The sequence below is a fragment of the Providencia sp. genome (assembly GCF_040396775.1).
Lineage (GTDB): Bacteria > Pseudomonadota > Gammaproteobacteria > Enterobacterales > Enterobacteriaceae > Providencia.
Genome location: NZ_JBEBNT010000003.1, coordinates 22,907 through 44,978 on the forward strand (window position 1 = coordinate 22,907; position 22,072 = coordinate 44,978).

The 22,072-nt window shown below is 40.5% G+C and carries 22 protein-coding genes; 4 read left to right on the forward strand and 18 right to left on the reverse strand.

Going from position 1 to position 22,072, the window contains the following annotated elements; genetic code table 11:
• Positions 1-88 precede the first annotated feature (88 nt).
• The 3 genes from ABWP91_RS04515 to ABWP91_RS04525 all read left to right on the forward strand — a co-directional run bounded on the left by ABWP91_RS04515 (position 89) and on the right by ABWP91_RS04525 (position 2,947).
• A complete protein-coding gene (locus ABWP91_RS04515) occupies positions 89-1,138 on the forward strand; it encodes a hemin-degrading factor (RefSeq protein WP_353242236.1) in 1,050 nt (349 codons plus the stop codon).
• Between the two features lie 84 nt (positions 1,139-1,222).
• On the forward strand, positions 1,223-1,969 hold the full coding sequence (locus tag ABWP91_RS04520) for a heme/hemin ABC transporter substrate-binding protein (RefSeq protein ID WP_353242237.1): 747 nt from the start codon (positions 1,223-1,225) through the stop codon (positions 1,967-1,969).
• 606 nt (positions 1,970-2,575) lie between these two features.
• Complete coding sequence (locus ABWP91_RS04525) at positions 2,576-2,947, forward strand: helix-turn-helix domain-containing protein (protein ID WP_353242238.1); 372 nt, start codon at positions 2,576-2,578, stop codon at positions 2,945-2,947.
• An 86-nt stretch (positions 2,948-3,033) separates the two neighbouring features.
• Here ABWP91_RS04525 and lplA read toward each other — a convergent pair whose 3' ends face one another.
• The 11 genes from lplA to btuC all read right to left on the reverse strand — a co-directional run bounded on the left by lplA (position 3,034) and on the right by btuC (position 14,022).
• A complete protein-coding gene (gene lplA / locus ABWP91_RS04530) occupies positions 3,034-4,050 on the reverse strand; it encodes a lipoate--protein ligase (RefSeq protein WP_353242239.1) in 1,017 nt (338 codons plus the stop codon).
• A gap of 63 nt (positions 4,051-4,113) precedes the next feature.
• Entirely contained in the window at positions 4,114-4,602 is a 489-nt protein-coding gene (locus ABWP91_RS04535) for a C40 family peptidase (protein ID WP_353242240.1), read from the reverse strand.
• Between the two features lie 93 nt (positions 4,603-4,695).
• Positions 4,696-5,097 (reverse strand): 4-amino-4-deoxy-L-arabinose-phosphoundecaprenol flippase subunit ArnF, encoded by a 402-nt coding sequence (gene arnF / locus ABWP91_RS04540; RefSeq protein ID WP_353242241.1) that lies wholly within the window; start codon positions 5,095-5,097, stop codon positions 4,696-4,698.
• On the reverse strand, positions 5,094-5,441 hold the full coding sequence (gene arnE / locus ABWP91_RS04545; RefSeq protein WP_353242242.1) for a 4-amino-4-deoxy-L-arabinose-phosphoundecaprenol flippase subunit ArnE: 348 nt from the start codon (positions 5,439-5,441) through the stop codon (positions 5,094-5,096). The genes arnF and arnE overlap by 4 nt, the downstream gene beginning before the upstream one ends.
• Positions 5,438-7,096 carry a lipid IV(A) 4-amino-4-deoxy-L-arabinosyltransferase gene (arnT, locus tag ABWP91_RS04550; RefSeq protein ID WP_353242243.1) on the reverse strand — a complete coding sequence of 553 codons (1,659 nt, stop codon included), beginning with the start codon at positions 7,094-7,096 and terminating at the stop codon, positions 5,438-5,440. The genes arnE and arnT overlap by 4 nt, the downstream gene beginning before the upstream one ends.
• Positions 7,097-7,103: 7 nt before the next feature.
• Positions 7,104-7,997: a 4-deoxy-4-formamido-L-arabinose-phosphoundecaprenol deformylase gene (gene arnD, locus ABWP91_RS04555; protein ID WP_353242244.1), complete on the reverse strand. Its 894-nt coding sequence runs from the start codon at positions 7,995-7,997 to the stop codon at positions 7,104-7,106.
• On the reverse strand, positions 7,997-9,982 hold the full coding sequence (arnA, locus tag ABWP91_RS04560; protein WP_353242245.1) for a bifunctional UDP-4-amino-4-deoxy-L-arabinose formyltransferase/UDP-glucuronic acid oxidase ArnA: 1,986 nt from the start codon (positions 9,980-9,982) through the stop codon (positions 7,997-7,999). Before arnA ends, arnD begins: the two co-directional genes overlap by 1 nt.
• Positions 9,982-10,974: an undecaprenyl-phosphate 4-deoxy-4-formamido-L-arabinose transferase gene (arnC, locus tag ABWP91_RS04565; RefSeq protein ID WP_353242246.1), complete on the reverse strand. Its 993-nt coding sequence runs from the start codon at positions 10,972-10,974 to the stop codon at positions 9,982-9,984. The genes arnA and arnC overlap by 1 nt, the downstream gene beginning before the upstream one ends.
• Positions 10,974-12,119, reverse strand: a complete 1,146-nt coding sequence (gene arnB / locus ABWP91_RS04570; RefSeq protein ID WP_353242247.1) for a UDP-4-amino-4-deoxy-L-arabinose aminotransferase — start codon at positions 12,117-12,119, stop codon at positions 10,974-10,976. The genes arnC and arnB overlap by 1 nt, the downstream gene beginning before the upstream one ends.
• Before the next feature lie 128 nt (positions 12,120-12,247).
• Positions 12,248-13,003, reverse strand: coding sequence for a vitamin B12 ABC transporter ATP-binding protein BtuD (locus tag ABWP91_RS04575; protein ID WP_353242248.1), 756 nt, complete (start codon positions 13,001-13,003; stop codon positions 12,248-12,250).
• A gap of 17 nt (positions 13,004-13,020) precedes the next feature.
• Positions 13,021-14,022, reverse strand: a complete 1,002-nt coding sequence (btuC, locus tag ABWP91_RS04580) for a vitamin B12 ABC transporter permease BtuC (RefSeq protein ID WP_353242249.1) — start codon at positions 14,020-14,022, stop codon at positions 13,021-13,023.
• Between the two features lie 115 nt (positions 14,023-14,137).
• Here btuC and ABWP91_RS04585 point away from each other — a divergent pair, with 115 nt between their 5' ends.
• Positions 14,138-14,971, forward strand: a complete 834-nt coding sequence (locus tag ABWP91_RS04585; RefSeq protein WP_353242250.1) for a Rho GTPase-activating protein — start codon at positions 14,138-14,140, stop codon at positions 14,969-14,971.
• Positions 14,972-15,181: 210 nt separating this feature from the next.
• Here ABWP91_RS04585 and ABWP91_RS04590 read toward each other — a convergent pair whose 3' ends face one another.
• From ABWP91_RS04590 to ABWP91_RS04620, 7 genes are all read right to left on the reverse strand, one after another.
• Positions 15,182-15,586 carry a hypothetical protein gene (locus ABWP91_RS04590; RefSeq protein ID WP_353242251.1) on the reverse strand — a complete coding sequence of 135 codons (405 nt, stop codon included), beginning with the start codon at positions 15,584-15,586 and terminating at the stop codon, positions 15,182-15,184.
• Between the two features lies 1 nt (position 15,587).
• Entirely contained in the window at positions 15,588-15,887 is a 300-nt protein-coding gene (locus tag ABWP91_RS04595; RefSeq protein WP_353242252.1) for a hypothetical protein, read from the reverse strand.
• 536 nt (positions 15,888-16,423) lie between these two features.
• Entirely contained in the window at positions 16,424-18,118 is a 1,695-nt protein-coding gene (locus tag ABWP91_RS04600) for a hypothetical protein (protein ID WP_353242253.1), read from the reverse strand.
• Complete coding sequence (locus ABWP91_RS04605; RefSeq protein ID WP_353242254.1) at positions 18,119-18,700, reverse strand: baseplate complex protein; 582 nt, start codon at positions 18,698-18,700, stop codon at positions 18,119-18,121.
• Entirely contained in the window at positions 18,672-19,421 is a 750-nt protein-coding gene (locus ABWP91_RS04610; protein ID WP_353242255.1) for a hypothetical protein, read from the reverse strand. The genes ABWP91_RS04605 and ABWP91_RS04610 overlap by 29 nt, the downstream gene beginning before the upstream one ends.
• Entirely contained in the window at positions 19,400-20,020 is a 621-nt protein-coding gene (locus ABWP91_RS04615) for a tail fiber assembly protein (protein WP_353242256.1), read from the reverse strand. The genes ABWP91_RS04610 and ABWP91_RS04615 overlap by 22 nt, the downstream gene beginning before the upstream one ends.
• Positions 20,020-22,068: a phage tail-collar fiber domain-containing protein gene (locus ABWP91_RS04620; RefSeq protein ID WP_353242257.1), complete on the reverse strand. Its 2,049-nt coding sequence runs from the start codon at positions 22,066-22,068 to the stop codon at positions 20,020-20,022. Before ABWP91_RS04620 ends, ABWP91_RS04615 begins: the two co-directional genes overlap by 1 nt.
• Positions 22,069-22,072 lie beyond the last annotated feature (4 nt).

The window sequence follows — 22,072 nt, forward strand, 5'->3', positions numbered from 1 at the left end:
ATAATAGAGTCGGCGAGTTGGGGTTATTAATACGGTACATAACCCCGGCTAATTGTCGTTGAAAACAACCAAAAAAAAGGAAATTATTATGAATTTAATATGTTATGAAAACTACCAGCAGATTAAACAACAATTCCCTGACAAACATGCTCGGGACTTAGCCGCTCAGCTTAACATCACTGAAGCTGAGCTTTTATATCATAGGGTTGGCCATGATAATGCAAAACGGCTTTCAGGTAATTTGCCTGAATTACTCCATGCACTCTCCACCATTGGTCAAGCAAAAGCCATTACACGTAATAATTACGTCGTGAACATTCAAACGGGGTTGTATGATAATCCCCGTTTCAGTGACCATGCAGGCTTATTCTTAAACCCAGGGCAATTAGATTTACGCATGTTTTTTGCACAATGGGATTCCATGTTTACGCTGACAGAACAAGTCGGAAATGAAATTCGGCACAGCATTCAATTTTTTGATAAAAATGGCGATGCCATACACAAAGTATACACCTGTGAAAATACTGATATGAATGCATGGCAAGATATCATAGCCCACTATACATCCACTGATAACCCTCCGCTGCAACTCGATACTGTTCTACCCTTTTCAGATAGCGAAATCAGTGATGAGACTAAGCAACATATTGAACAACAATGGCGTGACATGTCAGATGTTCATCAATTTTTCACCTTATTAAAAGCGTATAATTTAAGCCGCCAGCAAGTTTTTCGCATTGTCAGTAATGAACTCGCTTGGCAAGTACCAGCAAATTCACTCTCACAATTACTGTCACTTGCCCATCAAGCTAAAAATGAGATTATGCTTTTTGTTGGCAATCGTGGCTGTGTGCAAATTTTCACGGGTGTTATCAATAAACTCTCACCCCTGAAAATTGAAAGCTCACAAACAGATTGGCTTAATGCTTCTAGCAATGATTTTAATTTGCATATTATTGAGAATGGCATCTCTGAATGTTGGGTAACTCGCAAGCCGACGCAAGACGGGTTTGTGACAAGCCTTGAAGTCTTCGATAGCCAAGGTAATCAAATCATACAAATGTATGGGCAGCGCACTGAGGGGGTTCCTGAGCAAGCATTGTGGAACCAACAAATACTTTCTCTACCCCATATTTAATTACTGAGTCATTTTATGCAATACTGGCTTCTAGCGTTCATAACACTTTGTATATCAAATAATTCTGCGTCGAAAGAGCGCATAGTGTCTTTGGGTAACGATATCACCGAAATTATTTTTGCTCTTAATTTTGGTGACAACATCATTGCTCAAAGCACTTTGAGCTCTTTTGCACAAATTCCTCCAACTATTGAAGATATAAAACGTATTGATCCTCAACGTATTATTTCAATGCGGCCTACCCTTGTTTTAGCCAGCGACCAAGCTAGGCCTTCGTCAGCCTTATTACATATACAAAACCAAGGAATACACGTTATTAAAGTTGCTCGTGGAATGACATTAGAAGCCATCCCTAACAAAATTCGCATTATTGCCAAACAAATAAACCAAGTCCATTTGGGGGAACAGCTTATCCAAAGCTTTCAGAATGACCTCAGTAAAATCAAAATATCCCCAATAAATAAAAATATTCTTTTTATTATCAATAAAGGTGGTGCCCTTCCCTTAATTGCAGGAACAAATACAACAGCAGATAAACTTATTACCGCAATTGGTGCTAAAAATGCCATGGCAAACATGACACTCTATCAGCCTCTTTCACCCGAAGCCGTTATTGAAGGACAACCTGATTTAATTGTCGTAAGCCATGAAAGCGCCAAAACGCTTGGAGGCACAAAGAGTATTTGGCGTCTTCCTGGTATTTCAATGACGCCCGCTGGACGAAATAAAGCATTAGTGATAGTTGATGAGGTGGGAATGCTAAACTTCAGTCTAGGAACCCCTTTGGTGATGTCACAGATACGCCAAAAACTAGAACAACTACCTGACTAATATTACCTAGATAGGAATAACCCTCAAAAAATGGCATAACAAATTGATATTAAATAACTTTATATAACAAAAGCTATCTCGGTTTTTTATAGTAAATAATACCAATCAACGACAATATCGCGCTTTAAAATGTTGCATTACCACATATCCATCTAGATAACGTTAATTCTTTTAACATTGTGAATAAATATGATATTTAATCTTAATAACATTGTATTTTTAGTTGTTTTGACTAAAACAATTACCTCGGAATTTCCTGTGTATTGTTATACAAAACCCACAATATAATTTTTCAATTATTTACTTGGTTAATAAATTCGAACTGACCAATCAAAATATTTGAATAATTATTTTCAAATCACCTAAAATTGAAAAATAAAGATAATAAAAAACACTAACTAACTGTATTTAAATGATATTAAACATTCATCAGTGTATGTTTAAACCGTTGTTTTTTTCAATAACTATCGTATCGATAGTTATTATCATATAAAAAAAGCACGTTTAGCCTATCGATATATCGGAAAAAAAGGAAGAATAGACCCTAATTTCGTGAGTTATTATTAGTTATTAATGAACAATAGCCTACTTGAGTAGGAGGTAAACATGTCAGAAAGTGTAGTCAACGATATCGTGAAATGGCTTGAAAGCCAGTTGCAACGCAATGAAGGCATCAAAATCGACACAATAGCCGATAAAAGCGGTTATTCTAAATGGCATTTACAGCGTGTTTTCAAAGAAATGAAAGGATGCACGCTTGGCGAATACGTCCGTAAACGTCGTTTGTTAGAAGCAGCTAAGTCATTACGTGAAGGCAACTTGCCAATCCTTGATATTGCTCTGCAATACGGGTTCAGTTCACAAGCTACATTTACACGTATCTTTAAAAAACATTTTGATACGACTCCAGCAAAATTCCGCCAAGCTGGTGAGCTGCCAGAATGCAAAAGCTTTATGACATGCAGTTGTCATAATTAATGAGTTCCATTTCAAGATCATTCATTCCTATTTAGTTGTTAGTATTTTTGAAGTCTATGTCTGAGCCGACAATGTCGGCTCATTTTTTAACTTAACTCGTGCACTAACCAATTCTCTAAATCACTAAGTTGGTCTTGTAACTCAGGCCACTGCTGTTTCATCTGACCACATAATACTCTCATCGTTTCTGTTTGATAAACTTTCCCTAGCATATGTTCACTTAACCACTCAAGAGGTGTTGGGTCTAAGCTATCTGTAAAAAACTGACAACGCGTGATTACGCCTTTTTCAATATCGAAGTGAAACTCAATCCCCCCCCATGGAAAACGAGTATCTGAATAATGAGAAAATGCAGGAGCTTGGCCAAAGTTCCACTCCCAACTACTTTGCTTGGCAAATGTTTCCGTAAAATTTGGCAAGTCAGGCAGTTTTTCAGGGGAGATATACTCCGCTTCAACGGTTTCACCAAAATGACTAAAAAAGCTTTTAATCACACCGTCACAAACAATTTCATGGCTAATGTTTGGAACAAGTTCAGAGAGATTTGCGACGCGAGACCGCACCGAGGTAATTCCTTTTGCCTGCAACTTCTTAGGGTCTGGGTTAAGATAATTGGCTAACCGACTTAAATCTGCATTAATCAACAAAGTTCCATGATGAAAACCTCGGTCTTTCGTTTCGCGATAAGCAGAACCTGAAATTTTTCGTGGGCCATTTTCTGTGTTGAGCACTAAATCATTACGTCCTGAAATTTCAGCAGCAATACCAACATTAGCGAGGCCATCAACGATAATTTGCGTAGAAACCGTTTTATCATATTCAGGCTTGCCCGCCATAAATGTAAAACAGGTGTTACCTAAGTCATGAAAAACAGCACCACCGCCACTACTACGACGAGCAAGACGTACATTGTCTTCTTCCATTCGGCGAGTGTTGCATTCTTTCCACGGATTCTGTGCGCGACCAATGACCACGGTATCGGCATTACGCCATAAAAACATCACACGCTGATCGGCTGACATTTGCCTAAAAATGGTTTCCTCAACCGCAAGGTTGAACCAAGGATCAAAAGATTCTGAAATGAGTAAACGTAATGTTGACATGAAGCTATCCTAAGAACAAAACTTGCTCTTAAGATAGCATAATCACTGAAGAAAATAGCGAGTTTAAATGCGTCTGGCTTGCCAGAATACTTTTCGCCAATACACATTATCCATTGACGAGCGGATCACACCTTTGCTGGTTGATGCGTGAATAAAGGTATTATCTGTATCATAAATACCAACGTGCAACCCATTTTCGCCAGAGCCCGTTTTAAAAAACACCAGATCGCCAGGCATTAAGTCCGTTTTTTCAATGCGTGTACCAAGCTGCGTTTGGTCTACTGTAGTCCTAGGTAGTTGAATAGCAAAGCGATCATTAAAAGTCCGATAAACAAAACCTGAGCAATCAACGCCGTTTTGGCTCATTCCACCATAGTGGTAAGGCGTACCATACCATTGTTCTAACTGGTCTTTTAACTGAGCGATGGTCATGATAGGATCTGACAGCTGGGTTTTTAACGGTGGCGGTGCAGTGCGCTTAACGGATGTTGATGAACAACCAATTAAAACCAAGCACAGTAATAATGGTAAGTGTTGTATTTTAATCACCATAAAGCACACCTTAATCATTCATCTTATTGCTAAATTTAACTTATATCATAGCGTGTGATGAATAAAAAACAAACAATTCATCACAGTATGCTATTAATGCTTATCTTGTGATTTAGTTGGATGACTAATTAACCAAACACCCAGTAAGATAAAGGCAATTCCAGCGACTTTCAGCCATGACGCTGGCTCATTAAACCAAGGCAGGACAACCGCTAAAATATATACAAACACATAGCTCAAGCTAATTAGTGGATATGCTTTATTCAAGGCAATGTATTTTAATGCGAAAAGCCAGCACAACATCGACAGGGCATAACACACTAACCCTAAAAAAATAATGCTTAAGCTGGTAATATTTGCCAACAACCAATCAACTTGCAACCAATGCCAACCTAAAGAAAACGACGGTAGTTCAACCACCCCCATCTTTAAGCTAAGCTGCGCTACGGTCACTAATAAAGCGCTACCAATCACCCATAAATAGCCTTTATTCATACGCTAATACTCATGAGTAATATCCCTATCATAATGGCAACAACACCAAGCCAATGGTTTAAACCTGTTTTCTCTTTGTATATAAACTGCCCAATCAAGGTGATCAGGACAAAGTTAATGCTCAGCATTGGGTATGCAATACTAAGAGGCATTGCCTCAAGCAGTTTTAACCAAAACAGCATGCCAAGACCAAGCAGTAAAATAGCAAACACCAGCCACTTAAGGGCTGATGCTGCTTTATTTTCTTTTTCGCTTTGCCAACTCACCACGGCTTGTTTTTGAGCAACTTGCCCAATACACGTCAGCACACTAACAAGTAATAACAGCAGTAATTGCCCAATCATTGTTGATGATACACCGTGATTGCCATACGTGAGTTTTTGATCACTTCATCTGGCTTAGGAATATCAGGTAGCTCTTCGTTACGGCCCAACAAAAACACTACCGTGACCTGCCCTTCTTTGCGTGCTTTCTCCAGCCACGCTGCAAATGCATCTGGTTTAACGATACGATGTTGGCTATCTGGATACTCTAAACCATAGCTAAGTTCACCACTGCTATTATACAGATAGATATTCGAATTTTGCGTTTCCCACGCTAGCCCAGCGGCTACCCCTACATTACTCGCCATCAAATACTTACTGTTCATTAATAAGTCATGGTTTTGATGAATAAAGTTTTGCGGTAACTTAGAATCAATCGTGTTATTTGGTAAAGCACTGCCAATACATAAGCTAATTGCTAAAGAGCATGAGGCTGCCCACAACCAATATTTAGCGTTTAGAACGGTGCATAAATAACCAATTATCGCCCAAATAGAGAAGGCAACGACACCTAGGACCATTTTCGACCATTCATCTGGCTCATATAATGGTTTTTTAATCACTGTGCTCACAACAATCACGGCTATAACTGCGGCAATTCCCAATACGACATTAATGATTCCGTTTGCTTTTAGCGCCCTCATGGTGCTATTTCTTACACAATCAACCCCGTATTTCGCCATCAATAACGCCAGTGGCGCCATAAAAGGCAACATGTAAGTGGGTAATTTACCGCGTGAAATACTAAAAAACAGCACCGGTACAATAAACCAACACAGTAGAAAGAACATATCAGGGCTTGACTTGCGCTCTTTCCAACCTTTTATGATTGCACCTGGCACCAATCCTGCCCATGGTAGCGCACCGAGTAAAATAATAGGGATATAGTACCAAAATGGCGCGATGTGCTGCGCATCATCAGCAGTAAAGCGCTTAATGTGTTCAACCCAAAAGAAGTAATTCCAGTAATCGGGCTCTTGCTTTGCTATCGCCAACGCCCACGGCAAACTAATGATAACCGCAGAAATAATGGCAAGTGGGCCATATTTGATCAGCTCAAGAAAACGTTTTTGATAAATGGTGACAGGCAACATGACAATGACAGGGATGGCTAAAGCCAAAAAGCCTTTGGTCATAAAGGCCATACCACAGGCTAACCCTAAGCAACCCCATGCCGCCAGTTTTGTTTTGACCTCCCTCGCCTTCATTGCCCATAAGCAACAAAACATACTGGCCGCAATCCACAGCGATAACATTGGGTCAAGCACACTGTATGTCCCGACGGAGAAGACGAGGAACATTGAGATATAAATTAAGCTTGCAACATAAGCAACGTGGTTATTACGCCACATCATTTTTGCCATGCGATAAACAAGTAATGCACTGAGAAGAATACAAAAAACAGAACCAAAGCGAACCGCGAAATTAGTTTCACCAAAAATCATTTGGCTAATGTTATTTATCCAATACCCTGCTACTGGTTTTTCAAAATAACGCACATCCAACATGTAAGGAACAATCCAATCCCCTCGTTGAAGCATTTCGCGACTAATTTCTGCATAGCGAGTTTCATCCGGTTGCCAAAGTAAACGGCTGTTCAACGGCAACAAATAGGTCAGGATAAAAAAAAGAGCCAGCAGAGAGGCTCCGACTTTGCTCGCCCGATTATTTAACATGGTGTGTTTATTCCTCTTCTTGGCAACCCAGCCAACCTTCACGCCCAGGGAATGGAGCTCTTACCACTCGTCCTCTAGGTAATGAATTCAGATCGTCAGGTAGCAATTCGCTTAATGTACAGAATTGGATTTCTTCTTGTGAAATTCGTTCCAATAATTGTGAAAATTGTTCTGACTTGGACATTCCTTCTACTTCTGTGTGGATAGTATAGACTGGAACGCCGCTATCATCTTTAATTGCTTGAAGAATATAATCATTAAATGCTTCATCACTGATAACCGTACCAACCACTTCGTCATATGTCGGTAATGTCACAGGGATTTGCACCGTCCCTAACGAGCCATCACGCAAAATAGGCCTGAAAGGAAATTTCCCACGACAATCGCTGTTATAGTCAAAATTAAACTTTTGTTTGACCTCTAACACACGCTCATCGCCTCGCCAGCCTGCAACCGCAGAACAGGTAACGCGCTGCCCAATTGCGCATTCAAGAGCATCCACACCGAGCTTAACTTGTTCCGCTAGTTGTGATTCACTCCATTTAGCCACTTTTGCTTGCCAGCCTTGATGATCCCATGCATGTAAGCCAACTTCATGACCTGCATCCAATGTTTGTTTCATCAAGTAGCCTAAATCCTTAGCAATTTTTTTTCCTGGCCATGCTGTGCCAGCGAATAAAATATCCAACCCATAAAGGGATGCGGCATTAGACCTGAGCATTTTCCACAGAAATTTAGGACGCAAAAGGCGCCATAAATGGCGCCCCATGTTATCGGGTCCTACACTGAAGAAAAAGCTGGCCTGAATGTTGTGCTCTTTAAGCACTTTGAGTAATTGTGGAACCCCTTTTAATGTGCCTTGGTAGGTATCCACATCAATTCTCAAGCCAACTTTTTTCATTAGTCTTTGTTACCTAACTCTTCAACAGCACCTTGTAAAAAGAAATCTAAGGTTTCTTCAATGGTATCTTTCATGTCGATAGTCGGAACCCAGTCAAGTAAACGACGCGCGTTCTCAACACTTGGTTTACGATGCTCAACATCTTGATAGCCTTGACCATAGTAGCTGCTGCTTTCAATTTCACGGAAGCCTGCAAATGGAGGGAACTTGCTACGCTCTGGGTGTTTTTCAAAGCTAGCTAACAACATTTCTGCCAGTTCACGAATACTTGCTTCGTTCGTTGGGTTACCGATGTTAATGATCTGTCCATCACATTTGCCATCTTTGTTTTCGATAATGCGGAACAGCGCTTCGATACCGTCTTTAATATCGGTAAAGCAACGTTTCTGTGCACCACCGTCAACCAGTTTGATTGGCGAGCCTTCAACCAAGTTTAAGATCAGCTGAGTAATCGCACGTGAACTACCAATACGTGCAGAGTTTAAGCTGTCTAAACGTGGCCCCATCCAGTTAAACGGACGGAACAAGGTAAATTTCAGGCCTTCTTTCGCACCGTAAGCCCAAATAACTCGGTCAAGTAACTGTTTAGAAACAGAGTAAATCCAACGTTGTTTGTTGATTGGACCAACAATCAGACGGGATTCGTCTTCATCAAACTCTTTATCATCACACATACCATAAACTTCTGAGGTAGATGGGAAAATAATACGTTTGTTGTATTTCACACAATAACGAACCACTTTCAGGTTTTCTTCGAAGTCTAATTCAAATACACGCAGTGGGTTACGGGTGTATTCGATTGGTGTTGCAATCGCAACCAGTGGCAGAATGACGTCACATTTTTTGATGTGATACTCAATCCACTCTGTGTGAATGCTGACGTCGCCTTCAATAAAGTGGAAACGTGGGTTACCAATGAAGCGTTCAATTGCAGATGATCCAATATCCATACCATAGATATCATAGTTGCCATCTTTTAACAGGCGCTCAGTTAAATGGTTACCGATGAAACCATTCACACCTAAAATCAGTACGCGAGTACGGCGTTTAACTTGTGCAGTTGGTTTAGCACCAACACGAACATCAGTCACGATACCCATTTCGTTTGCAAGGCGGTTACCTTGCATGTAAAGACCCGTTTCACTTTGACCACTAACCACTTCAATCGCGCCTTGTCCGCAAGCAATACGCAGTGGATTATTAGATAGAACAGTCCCCGCGGCTTTACCTTGGTTGTCATCTAACACACGGGCGCGCCAAATAACCATTTTACGTGCGCCTAAATAGGTGAACGCACCTGGGTATGGTTCAGTCACTGCACGAATTAGGCAGTTAATTTCTTTTGCACTACGGTTCCAGTCGATTTGACCATCTTCTGCGGTACGGCGACCAAAATAAGTCGCTTGGCTTTCATCTTGAGCAACCGTTTTATAGCTACCTGCTTCAATCAGCGGCAGTGTTTTATCTAATAAGACTTCCGCTGCTTCACGAACTTTCGCGTGTAATGTTAAGCCAGTGTCAGTATCAGTGATTGCCACTTTCTCTTGCGCAACGATGTCGCCAGCGTCTGCTTTCGCAACCATTTTATGTAAGGTTACGCCTGTTTCGCTTTCACCGTTTAATAATGCCCAATTGATTGGTGCACGACCACGGTATTTTGGCAGTAATGAACCATGCAGGTTAAATGCCCCTTTCGGTGCAATTGCCAGCAATTCTTCACTTAACATATCGCGGTAATAGAAAGAGAAAATCACATCAGGTTTCATTTCGCGAATACGTTCAATCCACAATGGGTGATTGACGTTTTCTGGAGCAAAAACAGGAAGTTCCATGTCCGCGCTGAGGCGTGCTACGGAAGAGTAAAAGTGGTTTTCATTAGGGTCATCAGTGTGTGTAAATACAGCCTGAATATCAAAACCCGCTTTTTCAAGCGCTTTTAGCCCTACGCAGCCAATATCATGATAGGCAAAAACAATAGCTTTCATTAGTCTTCTTCCTGATTTTTGTCGGATTTAAGGTCTGCACCGACGACTTTTTGAATAAAATAACGAGGTCTCGCACGTACATCATTGTAAATTCGACCGATGTATTCGCCCAGTAGACCCATAGCAACAAATTGTGCACCAATAAACATAAATAGCACAGCGAACAAAGTGAATACGCCATCTGCGGCCCACTCTGCACCAAAAATTAAACGTAATGCAATTAATAGCACTGCAAGTAAAAAACCGCCTGCTGCAATTACACTACCGACCACACTGAGCAAACGCAGCGGTGCTGTCGTTAAACAAGTCAGTAAGTCATACATTAAATTAATCAGCTTCATAAAGCTGTATTTAGAATCACCAAATTCACGTTCCGCATGCGCCACATCAATTTCGATGGTTCTACGAGCAAATGTATTGGCTAAAATCGGTATAAATGTGCTTCTTTCATGGCATTGCAACATCGCCTGAATAATATGGCGACGGTATGCACGTAACATACAGCCATAATCACCCATTGAGCGGCCTGTTGCTTTAGTGATCATCGCGTTAATCATCTTAGAGGCCGTTTTACGGAACCAAGAATCTTGACGGTTAGCACGGCGAGTTCCAACAACATCATAGCCTTGCATCGCTGTTTGCACTAAGCGAGGAATTTCTTCAGGTGGGTTTTGTAAGTCAGCATCGAGCGTAATCACTAAATCCCCATCCGCTTGATTAAACCCTGCCATAATTGCAGAATGTTGGCCATAGTTGCGGTTAAGGATAATCGCAATCACATGGTTATCTGGGTTTTCTGCTGCTTGAGTTAACATCGCGGCTGAACGGTCGCTACTGCCGTCATCCACTAAAATTAATTCGTAGCTTTGTGTTAATTGCTTGCACGATTTAATCGTACGCTCAAGCAATTGAGGCAAGCTCTGCTCTTCATTATAGACAGGGATTACCACTGAGACTTTTTTTATCTCATCAAATTCATCTGCGTATGACACTATTTTGACTCCAAAAGAACTGCTTCCACCGCGTTAACAACCCGCTCAACATCTGCATTAGTCATATCAGGAAATAACGGCAACGAGCACAAGGTCGCGCTATTCCATGTTGATTCTGGCAGTGTTAATTCAGGGTATTTTTCACGGTAATATTTTTGCGTATGTGCTGCTCGAAAATGTAGCCCTGTCCCGATATCGTGAGCTTTTAGTTTTTCCATGAATGCATCACGATCAATACCACAAATATCTTTATCTACTCGTACCATAAATAAGTGGTTAGCATGTAAATGCGGATATTCAGGGACACTGAGCATCTGTAATGGGGAGTTTTCCAACAATTTACGGTAATGCGCTGTTAATTCAGCACGACGTTGGTTCAACTGTTCCACACGGGACAATTGCACAACCGCTATCGCAGCATGAATATCGGATAAATTATATTTAAAACCGGGCTCGACAACTTCTGCCTGTGGTTTACGCCCTTGCATTTGTCTATCAAATGCATCTACACCTAAGCCATGGAATTTAAGTGTGCGAACACGTTGAGCAAGCTCATCATCATCAGTGGCAACTAAACCACCCTCTGCACATGTCACATTCTTGATAGCATGAAATGAGAAAATAGATGTGCCTTTCTCGCCAATCCATTCGTTTTTATAACGAGTGCCAACCGCATGAGCCGCATCTTCAATCAACGCAACGCCTGCTTTTTGTGCGATTGAACGTAATGCGTCTAAGTCACAAGGTGCACCAGCATAGTGAACAGGAATGATAGCTTTTGTTTTTGCCGTTAACGCGTGTTCAACAGCTTCGGGTTGGATCATCAGTGTATCGCGGTCAACATCAATCATGACAGGTGTTGCACCCAGCAACTCAATCATATTAATGGTTGAAACCCAAGTTTGTGAAGGCGTGATCACTTCATCACCTGGGCCAATACCTAATGCCATCAAAACAACATGCATCCCAGCGGTTGCAGAGGACAATGCAATTGCATGTTTACAGCCATAACGTTGGCAAAAATCTTCTTCTAACTGATGATTCTGTGGGCCTGTTGTAATCCAGCCTGAACGCAGAACCTTTTCAACTGCCTTGACCTCTTCATCACCGATTGCCGGTTTTGAAAATGGTAAGAAATTGCTCATATTGTTTATAGCCTAGTTTTCATTGTGAATAGAATATTCTAGTTAATTATACTTTAACCGAACCTCAACACCGACGAACATTGCTGCATTATCCCGCATAAAAACGAGTGATTAAAACAACTTTTTGGCTAATCGTCAAAATTTATAATTTGCCATTGTCTATAGGATGTGCTCTGACTTATCTTAATTTCAGTTTCAAAAATGTCAGATAAATTATTTTCCGTCATCGCCTCTGCGGGTTTTCCTGAAGCAACGAGTTGGCCCTGCTTTAATAACCAAATTCGCGATGCATTTTTATAAGAATGATTCAAGTCATGTCCACTCATTATAACGGTTCCTTGGCAATCACAAAAATATTTAATCCATTTATCTAGCATTGCCTGTTGAATAATATCCAAATTATTGGTCGGCTCATCAAATAAAATAATTTTTCCCGCTAAATCTTGTTGATCCCAAGCTTGTAAAAATGCAGCACAAACCCTGACCCTTTGCCATTCTCCTCCAGAGAGTTGATAAATGCCTTTATGTAAAAGCGATGACAATTGAAAATCATCACACAGTCGCACAAAAATATCCGCAGCTACCAGCGTTGAAGGTAAAAACAGTTCGAGATATTGGAACACCTTGATAATAGGTGTATTACTCGCAAGCTGAACAAAATAAGCCCGTTGTTTCGCTAGCTGAGCGATAGAACAATAACGAATATCTTCACCGTTAAACCAAATTTCACCCATAACAGGAAGATACCCACTTAGCGCGGAAAGTAACGTACTTTTCCCTGCCCCATTGGCGCCTAAAAGATGTATTTGCTCACCTGCAAATACAGATTCAGTAAAATTAATGAGGCGGTTTTCTGAAGTAATATTTTTGATATCAATAATCATCAGTTTATTCATTAGGTTTACCGCCATTGTTGATGACGAATAAGTAACAGAATAAATATTGGTGCGCCCAATGTAGCGGTAATGACACCAATGGGAACTTCTGCATTCGCAATTAATAACCGCGATAATAAATCAGCCAATAACAAGCCTAATGCGCCCGCTATTGCGCAAGCGGGTAAAAGTAAACGGTTATTGGTTAAACCACTTAATCGTAGAATATGTGGGATAACTAAACCAATAAAGCTAATTGCCCCAGCAATAGCAACACTCAAACCAATTAATACACCACTAATGATAATAAGAATAATACGCCACTTATGTACTGACACACCTAATTGATAAGCTTGAAGCGAGCCTAAAGAAAGGTAATTTAATATTTTACCTTGGCATGCAACCCAGAGTAAAAATGGAACACAAGCGACAACTAACCCCATCTGCCGCCAGTCAACGCCACTAAAGCTGCCCATCATCCAATATAATAGTTGACGTAAATCAAGGTTACTGCTCATATATACCATCCACGTCATACACGCTCCGCTCACCACTCCGAGGGCAACACCAACGAGCAATAAACTGGCATTATTCAGGTTTTTTCGTTTGGCAAAATAAAGCAATAACGAAGTAAGCAACAAAGCACCAATAATCGCACTCCCACTGAGTACGCCATAATGTGTGACGCCTGATGACATTAATACCGTGAATACAACTGCAACGCCCGCGCCGTTGCTGATACCCAATAGCCCCGGTTCTGCCAGTGGATTTTCGAATAAAGCCTGCATAACCGCCCCCGTAACCGCTAACCCTGCCCCGACGACGATAACGGCAAGCATTCTAGGCAATCGAATTTGCCAAACAAACAATTGAGCTGAGTCATTCATCCAATGGTTTGGCCAATACCATGTCTCTCCAGCGCTGAGTGAAATTATTCCAATGATGCAAAGCGCAAGCAGTAAGAAAGCAATCAAACGAGTGTCTGATTTATTTTGTTGTTCTTGTAACTGTAATAGAGAGTGGCTCATTGGTAGATTAACTTATTTATTAGTGAGTTAAGAGATTATAGCTTTTTATGTAAGCACTTACACAATAACAAATTTATATTTCTGAACAATTATAGCTATCCTCTAAGGAGATCTAATGCCTATCAAATCATCATATTGCTCTGAAGCTGTGTCAGCACCTAATCAAGTTAAATGTTCGCCATCTGAGTCGGAGAAAAAAAAAGGTTTAGCTCTGCAAATTAAGCATATTTTTAATATTACTAATTTTAAAAAAGCTATTGCTAATTTCTTTTATCCTTCCCCAAAACATCAAGAGATCATAAACCCCACAAAAACAGAACAGCTTAGCTTGGACACTATTAATTCTTGCCAGGAATTAAATAAAAAAGAAAAAATAGAGTATAAAAAGCTTATCTTTCTATCTAATGCGATAAAAAAACACGCCAAATATGGTACAGAATCTGGAATATTTCGCATTCCGGGTAATAAGAAACATACGGATTTAGTCTTAAAATATCTAAAAAACAACAAGCCAATTACTTCACTGTTTATTGTTCATAATCACATCTCTATTTCGGACTTAGCATCTGCATATAAGCAGCACCTAGCGGCCTTATTCGAAAAAAACCACAAAACAATTGAAAAAGTTCCACAAAACTTACCGAAAAAACTGGATACCACAAGTTTTCCTGACACTTTTTTAACTCTTGATAAGACACCATTATCGCTACAACTCGCCGTGCTCTTTCTAGCTGAAATTGCAGAAAATGAAAAAACAACACTTATGAATGCAAAGAACCTCGCAATCTGTATAGCACCTAACTTTACTTTACCAAACAGTCAGTTGTCACAAAATAACAGTAAAAAAACACCTGACTCATCTGTAAGTCAACTAGAAAAACTCACTGTACTAATCCCTTATGTTGAAACTTTAATTAAAAATGAAATGATTCAAAAATCACTCATTTAATATTTTCTAATAAGGAACCTTAAGGTAATTACCAAAAAACAAAAGACCGCCTAGGCGGTCTTTGTTTTTATTGTAATACGCTGTTTTATAAAAGGATTTATTTACCAGCATCCACATTACATCCACAATGTAACCAACCTTCAAAAAGATAGCCCCTCAAATGAGGGGCTATCTTAAAATTCAATTTGATGTTTTTTAGGTTACTAAACACTAAGAACCTGAATGTTTTTCTTTGAAGTAGTATCCAATAATAAAGCCAAGTGATGTACCTAGTGCAGTGATGATTATTGATAAAACTTTTTCTAATTCTAATGGTTTAAGATAATCAACTGCGTTTTCTACACCTGCGGCTTTGAGTTCTAAAACCCATGAAACTACTCTACCGTTGTAAAACCAAACAAAAATAGCAAACAGTATTAGTAATCCAAAAAAACCCCCTAAAAATGTTAGTGTTAATAAACTTCTAGTTTCACCTTCTTTTTTTGCCGTGTTATTTAAAGTAGATTCATCTGTTTTTATTTTGCTATTAGCATTTAAATTGGCTGTCTCTAAAGAATCTAAAATTAATTTTAGGTTTGACTCACCAGCGACCTGATTTGGACTAGGAGCAGTCATATTACAATTCCTCTTTCAACTTAGTTAGCGTTTTTATTGCAGCCCCATAATCATTTGTTAAGGAAGTGTTATATTTTTCAATGGCGATCAAGCAGGGTTTAATTTCTTTATTTAATTCAAGTGATACATTTTCACAGAAATTTTTAATTTCATCTGAGAGTTCATTATTTTCTCTAATTGATGCAAATTGTAAAAGAATTTTTGCATAAAGATGAAGATTCAGTGAAACAACCTCTTGTGCATTTTTTCTGTACTCTGAAAGCTCATTACCTATTTTGGTTATCTTATCTTTATTTGACATAGCAAATTACCTACACATAGTTAAACTAAAGCGAAGTATAATATTTTAACACTTTATTTGTAATGCTTTGCAATTCTATTTCACATCTGAGCCCCTACCTAATCCTTGTAAAGTAAGGCTTTGTGCTAATTTTTTTATTTTTCTTTTTAATTCTTATTGATTGCGGAGATCTTACGAAAAGTGAGAAAGATCCTTTTTAACAGTAAGTTAAACAATCACTTATAAATTACTTATGGGCTAGTTTTTGCAAAACTTTGCAATTTGTTGCGCTAAGTGCAAAAGGCGCTTTACTCGTTGTTACCAGTGCTGGCGCTGGCTGTCGTATCATTTGCGCCAAAATTTATTTGCAAAATTTTTTAGATCCAGATTGTGCAGGCGGGTGCGGAGTAGCGCCGATTCCGTGACGCGAGTGTTTCCGTTCGTGGGTTTCTGTGCGCGTAGCGGCTCGCTGTTGAGTTATACGAATTCAAACAAGAAAGCACCCGTTAAAGGTGCTTTTGTCGTTGTGGTGGCTCTGGTTAGCGTATAGAGATAGGCTATTTAATTAAGGGTTGATACTTATTGGTGAGTTCTTTCGTTTTGACTGATACACCGTTGATGCTTTCGGCATTTGTTGGTGTGCCGGTGTTACTGTGGCTGTGTTGTGCTGTGAACGTTGCCAGTGAGTCAATCGTATCTAAAATGTCCGTCATTAGCGTTAATAGGTTAGTATCCTCATTTCCTATATGAAAACTTGCGCCTTGGATCTGATGTGCTGCAGCAATACTTTTACGAATACCTGTTATTTTTTCTTCCAATTTTCCCGCGATAGTATTATTTGAATTTCCGCCAATTGTGGTTGTGTGGTTCTGGCCAATATCATCAATGCGGTTATTCGCTATTTTGCTTGTAAAGTTTGCGCTAGTGACTTGTGAAAAATCACCTTCGGCCACTTGAATGACTGAGCCGGCCATTAATGTAAATGTCCCTAAAACTATCAGGGTATCATTGCCTTTTATGGTAGCGGTTCTTTCGGATGTGGTGCGTTGCTCGCTATCGCTTGTAATTGTTCTTTTGGCGCTTGTATCTTTGATTTCTTGGTCGGTTTCTTTATGCCAGCTTCCATCCGTCGTTACACGATTACTCACACCGGCGCGTTGTTGTTGCAACTGCTCCCCCGGCTTGATATCGGGCATAGATAGCCCATCTTGCATAGTTTGCCGAATTATCGGTTTATCTGGCCGGCCATCGGAAAAACCAATTTCAACCAGTGAGCCGGGGGCGGGATATTGAAATATACCGCCCTCGTTGCTGGCCATTGTGACCGGTAGCGGGACAGCTGCATATTCTGGCGTATCACTGGCGGGGTTTCCGTTCTCATCCAATAATTGAACATTAACGGCATAACGTGGCCGAAAAGGATCGGAAATATCGCCTAATGCGGCCGTATCGGTTGGCTCGGTAACTCTGGCCATTCTTGGAACATGCAGTTTATTCGCTAATTCAGGAAATAAACGCTCAATTTGGCGCTGCTCAGGGGATTTTTGCGCGGGTTGGCCGTTTTTATCTAGCGGTGTCCATGTTAATGACATTTCATCGTTGTTTATCGCGATTTTTGTCACTCTCTTACCGTTGACTTTCATTCCCGGACGAATAGCGGCAATAACGGGGAAACTCAGCGTGTTTCCGCCCTCACTGCGTATTGAAAATTCTCCCGGTACTTCTAATTCTGTTTTTGCATATCGCGAATCATCATATGCGCCAGCGTAAACTGTCCCATCGGGGTATTGAAACCACACATAATCATCAATGGAAAATGACCGGCCAAGATTATTAATTAATTGAGTGCCTGTGCCTGAATGTTGGAAATAAGGGATCGGCGTGTTGATATAACTTGCAGCAGGTAGCGTAAATTTCATGCTAGTTTGTTCACTAAAGTAATCAATCACGGCTTGTGCGGTTGGGTGCTGTAATGAACAAGGAAATGAGCGCTCAAAGATACCGGCTAATTCACGGATAAATAATCGCTGTGAGCCTTTTTCTGCCGGTGCGGCACGTTCAACAAAACCAGTAAAATAGCGGTAAATTGAATCGTTATACCCCAAATCTATTTCAACAAGCTTTCCGATGCACTTTTCCCCAGTGATCGCGGTAATAAAACCACGTCCGGGAGTATTCAGTTCAAGTACCAATTGGTAATCAACGATGGGGATTGATTGATGATTAATTTTTAATTCAGCAACATTTTTCATTTATTCACCAATAGCCGTATCCACTTTTTTAAGTACTTTTTCAAACCAGTTTAGGGATTCTTCGCCTTGTTCACCGGACTGACCAGCGGCTGCAGTAGCTGTACCATTTGCACCTTGAACTTTCGCGCTGGCTTTGGTTCCCCTCGCTGCTCGCCGTTCTGCCACGCTGTTATATTCACGTAAGGTAAAATTAATGACCCACGCCATTTTATCAAGTTGCTCAGCGGCATCGATTCCACCCGTAAACGTGGCTTCTCGCATTTTTATCGCTTGTGCGACTTCATGAGAAACGCGATAGCGTTTCATGCTGCCGTTACTTTCTTTGGCTTCAACCAATTCAAATAAACGTGTTAATTGTTTACTGTCATTAAAAGGGATCATCCCCGAAACGCGCAATTCTTTGCTTTTTATGCCTTGCTCGGCGTTGGCTGTGCTGTTTGCTTGCCCTGATTGGTCTTTGTCCTGTATTTGCATTGATGGCGTGACGATAATATTTTTCATCAAAATAGCTTCGCCATTTAATGCTAATACAATAATTTGATTGTTGGCTGGCTCAGTTTGATTTGTCGTTTCGTTTATCATCACGTTTCACCATGTTTCGCAGTGACTTTAAATCTTGACCAATAAACATCATGGCCAAGGTAAAAATGGCTTTATCGTCGGGAATATCTTTTAGTAATTCACTTTTGGCCAAAAGGCTGTTTTTTTCGGTTGAGTGTACCCATACCGAAAAGCCAACGCCTTGTAATTGTTCTAGTTGTTTTGCAGCTTGTTTTTTGGCTTCACTTCTTGTGGCCTTGAATTGTGTCATTAAACCATCAAGCGCCGCTGGTGAGTGTCCACCTAGTGTACTTTCCATCGCTTTTTGTAAGCTTTCGGCAGTGCTGGCGCTTCTTGTTGTTGATATTGATAATGGCACTTGTGCTGGCAATCCGCCCGGCGTTGCGGGCAATTGCATTTTTGTGTTCGCAAGCTCTAAATAGCTTTTCGCCTTGCGGGAAACTTGGGTTAATTCAGGGATGGGAAAACTTACAGCGGCTTTGGCCAATTCTGTAATAAATTCAGGCAATGAATTTGCCGTTAGCATCATAACTAAAACATCATGATCACTTTCGGCCTGGCCTAACTTTTCAGACAAATATTTAATGGCATTTTCAGGGCTTAGATAAAATCCCGTCTCTTGCTTTTGGCCAACACCAAACGCCCACGGATGGGCGAATAGTGATGAACAAATAACGGGTGATATTCCCGATGGAATAGCAAAATATTTTCGCTTCCAATTTATTCTGGTTTCACTGGCCATTCGATATCCGGTGCGGTAGATGTATCAACACGATTGAGATAAACACGGTATGTTTTCCATGCTTTCAATTTTGCGTCGTAATCGTCATCATCAAGACCGACTTCAATTGCATCTTGCAAATACATGATAGTCGCGTTAGCTTCATCCAGCCTTTGGATTTTCTCTTGTTCAGCTTGTGCGACTAAAGCCGCTTTTTGTGCTTCGGTATCTGTTACCCACTTTTTGCCATTCCACTTATCAAATTCTGTTTTTGGTGCTAATAATGTTAAATCGCTTGGCAAGTCACCAATAAAATCAATTTCAATTTGCTGGCGTGTTTCTGTGTGGTAAGCGGTTTTCCCTCTGTTATCTGTGACAATTTCCCACTTAGCACCATCTTCACTGCGTACAACCGCGAAACCTGCTTTTGTGGGTAATTCTGGCGCGTCAACATAAGCGCCAGCCGACACGCTCACATCAAAATAAATATTTTCCATGCTCGCGTTTACATATTCACGCGTCTGTGGGTCTGCAATATACGTTTTAATCCAACCCGCTTTTGTCGCTAAACCATTTTCGCCGATTTCGGCTTGTTCAATATCTAAATTATAGTTTTTCATTATGCTGCTCTCACAATATATAAAAATGCAATGTTACGTGGGCGGTTTTCATTGGCAGTTGGTACAACATTTGAAGCTTTTAAAACCAATTTAAATTGGTCTTTACCAGAACCATTCGGACTCATTGAGTACGCAACCGTAGTTCTATCCCCGAATGCACCACTCCCACTCATATTCATCCCTTGAATTTCTCCAGTGATATCTCTAATTGCATCGCCTTGCGCTGATAACACAGTACGAACACTATCAATATTTCGCCCTGCATCAAGGCCGCGAATAAATTCACTGCGCAAATCGGGTAATTTCCCTGATGGATACGCAGTGGCAAGGAGCGGATACGTTGTTTTGTTGAATGCCTGACCGTTGCAAACTAGAAAACCAGTTGGCGCAGTCGCTTGAGGCCAAGGAATCGGTGAACCCACAGGGCAATCACTTAATGCGTCAGAAGAACTGGAAACTTTTAAGTTGCCGTTTCTGTCTGTTTTGGTATTTAAATCTGAGTAAACTTTAGCAATTTTTAAAGCACCAGCATTGACATCGTCACGTGATGTATAAATGTAAAGCTCTGTCGTTGCATGTTTAATAAAATATCCAGAACGAATCGTTTTACTGTATGCGTTATTTAAACCAGCGCCATAAGATGTAAACGCATTATTGCCCGTTCCACCACCTTGTCTAAAATGAGTGTTTGTGGTTGCTTTAATCAGTCCCTCATTACTTAATATTGGGCTAATATCCCCCACACCGAAATCACCGGTTTGCAAAATTTTTACACCATTAATTGTGGCTCCTCGGCTTCCTAATGTGATATTTATATTTTCGTCATCATTTTTTATGGTGAGGTCATTATTTGTATTAGAGCCAAAACCAACAAATCCACGTCTAGTACCATCAGTATCAACGAGTTGATGATAAACGCTTCCTCTATCAATTGGAGACCTTAACGTTAGAGCTGCTCCAGCTCTTGTTATTGTTCCACCTGTTTTATCAAACTTCTCATTTAACCCGTTTTTAAGCGCGGTGTTGGTTGCATAGTCTCCTGCAGGTGCATAATTACCTGCAGGTTGTTTTTTGCCTAACTCAGTCGTTAACAAATGCTGACTAACAACCAATTCAGTGCTATTGCCTGTTTGACTTGTAATATTGGCTTTATCAATTTTTTTACTTAAATCCAATTTAAATCGGGTTTCTAACGCACTGATTTCTTGGCTGCTTAATGCCCCCATTGGGCGTAAATCTTTTATGTTCCCTGATGCGTCAATGCTTGCAATAGCAAACACTTGATGCGTAAATCCAGCGGCATCAACATAATTATTCAGTGTTGCCGCTGCAGTAATTTTAACAACCGTATTCCATTTGCTAACAATATTCCCTTGATAGCTGAAGTCTGCATACACTTTGGTATTGCGTAGGTTGTTTAAAATCTGGTTTTGTGCCAGTTCACCCCGTAAACCGCCGACATAGCCTAGGCCTTTTTTGACAGTGAATTGTTCAGCACTGCGCGTGACTTCAAAACCATCATTAAAGAATGCGGCGGCTCCGTAGCTATCAACATTAATCAAGCGCTGCATTTCATCAATGCCCGACAAGCGAGCTGTGAAATCAATTTGCCACGTTTCGGCAGTCGTCGTAATTTGAGTTTCTTTTGCTGCGCCTTGAAATTCCAATAAAAACGAACGGGTTAACACGTTCCCTTGTTGGCCATTTTGTGTTTTTAATTTTTTTTGGGTAGGAGCATGAGTGATCATGGCGATAGTGCCAGACTCTTTATTTAGCAATCCTATCCAGTTGAAATCAAAATTTCCGACCTCAGCGCCTAAAGTTACACTGTAGGCCACGGCATTTTCGCTGGCTAAACCGGCTTTATTGACAGCCTGACGGTGAACAATTTGATTGGCTGGGGGTAACTTTTCGTTTCTATCAATGGGCTTTGTCGGATCAAGTCCGGGAATATTGGCAAAAACAAATTCATTCAATAAAACCGGCTTACCGGTTGCGGCTTCTTGGGCTTTCCAATTTTCAAAAGCAACTGTAATAACTGATGACATAGTA

Bases quoted from the DNA above. Each gene is read 5' to 3' on its own strand.
- ABWP91_RS04515 (WP_353242236.1), top strand. From the start codon at position 89: ATGAATTTAATATGTTATGAAAACTACCAGCAGATTAAACAACAATTC.
- ABWP91_RS04525 (WP_353242238.1), top strand. From the start codon at position 2,576: ATGTCAGAAAGTGTAGTCAACGATATCGTGAAATGGCTTGAAAGCCAG.
- lplA (WP_353242239.1), bottom strand. From the start codon at position 4,050: ATGTCAACATTACGTTTACTCATTTCAGAATCTTTTGATCCTTGGTTC.
- ABWP91_RS04535 (WP_353242240.1), bottom strand. From the start codon at position 4,602: ATGGTGATTAAAATACAACACTTACCATTATTACTGTGCTTGGTTTTA.
- arnF (WP_353242241.1), bottom strand. From the start codon at position 5,097: ATGAATAAAGGCTATTTATGGGTGATTGGTAGCGCTTTATTAGTGACC.
- arnE (WP_353242242.1), bottom strand. From the start codon at position 5,441: ATGATTGGGCAATTACTGCTGTTATTACTTGTTAGTGTGCTGACGTGT.
- arnT (WP_353242243.1), bottom strand. From the start codon at position 7,096: ATGTTAAATAATCGGGCGAGCAAAGTCGGAGCCTCTCTGCTGGCTCTT.
- arnD (WP_353242244.1), bottom strand. From the start codon at position 7,997: ATGAAAAAAGTTGGCTTGAGAATTGATGTGGATACCTACCAAGGCACA.
- arnA (WP_353242245.1), bottom strand. From the start codon at position 9,982: ATGAAAGCTATTGTTTTTGCCTATCATGATATTGGCTGCGTAGGGCTA.
- arnB (WP_353242247.1), bottom strand. From the start codon at position 12,119: ATGAGCAATTTCTTACCATTTTCAAAACCGGCAATCGGTGATGAAGAG.
- ABWP91_RS04575 (WP_353242248.1), bottom strand. From the start codon at position 13,003: ATGATTATTGATATCAAAAATATTACTTCAGAAAACCGCCTCATTAAT.
- btuC (WP_353242249.1), bottom strand. From the start codon at position 14,022: ATGAGCCACTCTCTATTACAGTTACAAGAACAACAAAATAAATCAGAC.
- ABWP91_RS04585 (WP_353242250.1), top strand. From the start codon at position 14,138: ATGCCTATCAAATCATCATATTGCTCTGAAGCTGTGTCAGCACCTAAT.
- ABWP91_RS04590 (WP_353242251.1), bottom strand. From the start codon at position 15,586: ATGACTGCTCCTAGTCCAAATCAGGTCGCTGGTGAGTCAAACCTAAAA.
- ABWP91_RS04595 (WP_353242252.1), bottom strand. From the start codon at position 15,887: ATGTCAAATAAAGATAAGATAACCAAAATAGGTAATGAGCTTTCAGAG.
- ABWP91_RS04600 (WP_353242253.1), bottom strand. From the start codon at position 18,118: ATGAAAAATGTTGCTGAATTAAAAATTAATCATCAATCAATCCCCATC.
- ABWP91_RS04605 (WP_353242254.1), bottom strand. From the start codon at position 18,700: ATGATAAACGAAACGACAAATCAAACTGAGCCAGCCAACAATCAAATT.
- ABWP91_RS04610 (WP_353242255.1), bottom strand. From the start codon at position 19,421: ATGGCCAGTGAAACCAGAATAAATTGGAAGCGAAAATATTTTGCTATT.
- ABWP91_RS04615 (WP_353242256.1), bottom strand. From the start codon at position 20,020: ATGAAAAACTATAATTTAGATATTGAACAAGCCGAAATCGGCGAAAAT.
- ABWP91_RS04620 (WP_353242257.1), bottom strand. From the start codon at position 22,068: ATGTCATCAGTTATTACAGTTGCTTTTGAAAATTGGAAAGCCCAAGAA.